This is a genomic window from Streptomyces sp. GC420, assembly GCF_009916105.1.
GTDB lineage: Bacteria > Actinomycetota > Actinomycetes > Streptomycetales > Streptomycetaceae > Streptomyces.
Genome location: NZ_JAAAXQ010000548.1, coordinates 1 through 3,841 on the forward strand (window position 1 = coordinate 1; position 3,841 = coordinate 3,841).

General features: G+C 75.2%; 4 protein-coding genes. 1 reads left to right on the forward strand and 3 read right to left on the reverse strand.

All coding sequences use genetic code 11. The features are described 5' to 3' along the window. The coding region (locus tag GUY61_RS35870; protein WP_398958133.1) for a cobalt-precorrin-5B (C(1))-methyltransferase at positions 1-1,089 on the forward strand (1,089 nt) is incomplete at its 5' end. A gap of 106 nt (positions 1,090-1,195) precedes the next feature. On the opposite strand, the gene cbiE is transcribed toward GUY61_RS35870, so the two are convergent. The 3 genes from cbiE to GUY61_RS35885 all read right to left on the reverse strand — a co-directional run bounded on the left by cbiE (position 1,196) and on the right by GUY61_RS35885 (position 3,760). After that, a complete protein-coding gene (gene cbiE, locus GUY61_RS35875; RefSeq protein ID WP_313897016.1) occupies positions 1,196-2,419 on the reverse strand; it encodes a precorrin-6y C5,15-methyltransferase (decarboxylating) subunit CbiE in 1,224 nt (407 codons plus the stop codon). Positions 2,420-2,502: 83 nt separating this feature from the next. Continuing rightward, the gene (locus tag GUY61_RS35880) at positions 2,503-2,712 is read right to left on the reverse strand and encodes a hypothetical protein (protein ID WP_166634486.1); all 210 of its coding nucleotides are present in this window, start codon (positions 2,710-2,712) and stop codon (positions 2,503-2,505) included. A 439-nt stretch (positions 2,713-3,151) separates the two neighbouring features. Next, positions 3,152-3,760: a DM13 domain-containing protein gene (locus tag GUY61_RS35885; RefSeq protein ID WP_208106873.1), complete on the reverse strand. Its 609-nt coding sequence runs from the start codon at positions 3,758-3,760 to the stop codon at positions 3,152-3,154. Between the last annotated feature and the right edge of the window lie 81 nt (positions 3,761-3,841).

Sequence of the window (3,841 nt, forward strand, 5' to 3'; positions counted from 1 at the left end):
CAGCTGGGGCGGAGTGGGCTGCGGGCCGGATGGACCACCGGCGCCTGCGCGACCGCGGCCGCCACAGCGGCGTACGCCGCGCTCCTGGCCGGCGATTTCCCCGACCCCGTGACGATCACGCTGCCCAAGGGCCAGACCCCGTCCTTCGCCCTCGCCGCCGAGGAGCTGGGGGACGGCTTCGCCATGGCCGGGATCGTCAAGGACGCGGGCGACGACCCCGACGTCACGCACGGTGCGCTCGTCCGCGCCACCGTACGGCTGCTGCCGCCCGGCGCCGGGGTGGTCTTCCGCGCCGGGCCGGGCGTCGGCACGGTCACCAGGGCGGGGCTCCCCCTCGACGTGGGCGAGCCGGCCATCAACCCCGTGCCCCGGCAGATGATGCGGGAGCACATCGCGCGGACAGCCGGTCGTCACGGTGGCGCCGGCGACGTCGAGATCACGGTCTCCGTCGACCACGGCGAGGAGATCGCCCGCAGCACCTGGAACCCGCGGCTCGGCATCCTCGGCGGGCTGTCCGTCCTGGGGACGACCGGCATCGTCGTGCCGTACTCCTGCTCCGCGTGGATCGACTCCATCCGCCGTGGGGTGGACGTCGCCCGCGCCGCGGGCCGTACGCACGTCGCCGGCTGCACCGGCTCCACCTCCGAGCGGACCGTAGTCGCCGAGTACGGGCTCCCCGAGGACGCCCTGCTCGACATGGGGGACTTCGTGGGCGCGGTGCTGAAGTACATACGCCGGCATCCGGTCGGCCGCCTCACCCTGTGCGGCGGCTTCGCGAAGCTCTCCAAGCTCGCCGCCGGGCACATGGACCTCCACTCCGGCCGCTCCCAGGTCGACAAGGGACTGCTGGCGGAGCTGGCCCGGCGGGGCGGCGCGGACGGCTCCCTCGCGGCGGCCGTCGCCGCGGCCAACACCGGCCTGGAGGCGCTGCGCCTTTGCGTGTCGCGCGGCGTCCCCCTCGGCGACCTCGTCGCCGCGGCCGCCCGTGATCAGGCGCAGGCCGTGCTGCGGGAAGCGCCGGTGGCTGTCGACGTGCTCTGCATCGACCGGGCGGGCGCGGTGGTGGGCCGGGCGGCCCCGCGGACCTGAGCGCAGGCCCGGGACGAGGGCCGGACGCGACAGGCCCTTGCGGACGCAGCGGCAGGCACCGTTCCGGGCCGGGCCCACCACTCCCCGCCGTGCCCGCGTCAGTGGGTCAGTGCGTCTTCGTCACCGCCCACTGCGTGACCGGCATCGCCTGCCGCCAGCTCGTGAAGCCCCCCACCGGGGAGGCGTGGGCCGTCGCGAGCCGCAGCAGTTCACCGCCGTGCCGCCGGTACCAGTCCGCGAGCAGCGACTCCGACTCCAGCGTGACCGCGTTCGCGACCAGTCGCCCGCCCTGAGGAAGGGCCGCCCAGCAGGCGTCGAGGACCCCGGGCGCGGTCAGACCGCCGCCGACGAACACGGCGTCGGGGGCGGGGAGTCCGGCCAGGGCACCGGGGGCCTCGCCGCGGACGACGCGCAGCGTCGGCACACCCAGCGAGGCGGCGTTGCGCCCGATCCGCTCGGCGCGGGCCGGGTCCCGCTCGACGGCTACGGCCCGGCAGGAGCGGTGCGCCCGCATCCACTCGATGGCGACGGAGCCGGAACCGCCGCCCACGTCCCACAGCAGTTCCCCGGGTGCGGGGGCGAGGGCGGCCAGCGTCGCGGCCCGCACCGGGCGCTTGGTGAGCTGGCCGTCGTGTTCGTACGCGTCGTCCGGGAGGCCGGGCGTGAGGGCGAGCCGCAGCGCGTCCGGGGCGCGGCGGCACTCGACGGCGACCACGTTCAGCGGGTCGCCGGGTGCACGGGACCAGCTCTCGGCCGTGCCCTCGCGCACCAGCTCACTCTCCCCGCCCAGCTGTTCGAGGACGCGCATCCGGCTGGGCCCGAATCCCTGCTCGCGCAGCAGCCCGGCGACCTCCGCGGGGGTCGCCGCGCCCGCGCTGAGCACCAGGATGCGGCGGCCTTCGTGCAGGGCGGCCGCCAGATTTCCGGCCGGCCTGCCGACGAGCGTGACCACCTCGACGTCCTCAAGGGGCCAGCCGAGGCGGGCGGCGGCGTACGAGACGGAGGACGGGTGCGGCAGGACGTGCAGCGCCCCGGCGCCCAGGACTTCGCCCAGTGCCCGGCCGATGCCGTAGAACATCGGGTCCCCGCTGGCCAGTACGGCGGTCCGGCGCCCCGCGTGGGCGGCCAGCAGTCCGGGCACCGCGGGTCGCAGCGGCGAGGGCCACGTCACCCGCTGCCCGGCGCACTCGCCCGGCAGGAGCGCGAGCTGCCGCTCCCCGCCGACCAGTACCTCCGCCGCCCGCAGCACCTCCCGCGCCACGTCCGGCAGCCCGGCCCAGCCGTCCGCCCCGATCCCGACCACACTCACGGCCGCCGCTGTCTCGTTCACGGCCGCACCCTACTGAGCGCCCGGCCGGGCGAAGCGCCCAGGCCCGCCCCCATCCCCGCGCGAGTTGTGCCCGCGGGGTCCGCTCAGGCCGCCTCGACCATCTCCCCGCGCCGGTCCTCGCGCGTTTCCGCGCTCGTCGCGGCGGCCCACTGGATCAGCAGCATCTCGTACTCCTCGGCGGGCCACTCGCCCCCTGCTCCCTCGTCGACCAGGCGGCGGATCGCGTCGTTGGCGGCATGGGCGGTCAGGGCATCGGGCTGCGGGTTCCGGGGAGTTGGAGATGTGAAGGACATGCGTAGGAGAGTAGAGGGTGGGTATGACAACGCGCCTTCGAAAATCGCCGTGGCGGGTGGTGAGGGCCGGACCGGCGGTCGGTGCCAGCGGTCGGTGCCGGGACCGGCAGCCGGTGCCGGCGGTCCGGGATTCATTTCCGGTTGTACAGCCGCAACGTCACCGGTCCGAAGACGACGAGGGCGATCCTCCCCGGACGCCGCGGGGTTCCCTGCAGACTCTCCGGCAGACTTTCCGGCGCACCGCACGATGTGCGCCGGCGCCGGATGCCGCACGGGGTCCCCGCGGCGGATCCTCGGTGCCGGAGCGGGCAGGCCGCGGCCGCGTCGTCCCGGCGCGCGGAGGCGCGGGCGCGGAAGGCGCGGGCGCGGAAGGCGGGCGGGCTCGCGGAAGGCGCCGTCCCGCGGGAAGCGTTGACGCGCGGGCTCAGGCCTCGCGGTCTCAGGCCTCGGCGGCCTTCAGGGCCGCCGCGCCGAAGGACACGTCGAAGCGGTCGCACCAGATCGAGACACTGCCGTACGCGTCGAGGTCGGTCCCGGCGGGCAACGCGTAGTTCTGGCTGCCCTTGTTGCCCTTCAGCTTTCCGAGACTGACGTACTTGCCGTCGTCGAAGACGTGCCAGCCGGCCCGGCCCTCCCTCACGGGTGCGTCGGTGAGCCAGACCCGCAGGTCGGGGCCGTTACTGGTGTCGAGGTCTTCGAAGCGAAGGGTGAGCGAGCCGTCGGCGAGCCGCAGGACGCGCACCGTGCCGGTGGTGGTGTGTTCGTGGCTGATCAGCTCGCCGGAGGCGACGGTCCGCTGCCCGGCGGGCCCGGACGGTGCGGCGGACCCGGACGGCTCACCCGGCACCCCGGAGGGGTCCGGCTCCTTTGACGAGCCCGGCGCCTCCGACGGGTCGGCCGGGGCAGGGGCACCCACCGGGATTTCCTCCTGGATTGTGTCGTCCACCCACAGTTTCCACGGCTGGAACCAGTACGCCCCGAACCCGGCGACGATCAGCCCGACGACGAGCACCGGCACGACCACAGACCTGCGCAGCAACTTTCGCATGCCCTCATTCAAAGGCCGCACGGGCCGCCGTGGGAGCCCCGGCCGGATGACGAAACCCTTACGTCCCCTCGTCCCCTCGTC

Coding starts and splice junctions, on each gene's coding strand:
- GUY61_RS35880 (WP_166634486.1), bottom strand. CDS start 2,712: ATGTCCTTCACATCTCCAACTCCCCGGAACCCGCAGCCCGATGCCCTG.
- GUY61_RS35885 (WP_208106873.1), bottom strand. CDS start 3,760: ATGCGAAAGTTGCTGCGCAGGTCTGTGGTCGTGCCGGTGCTCGTCGTC.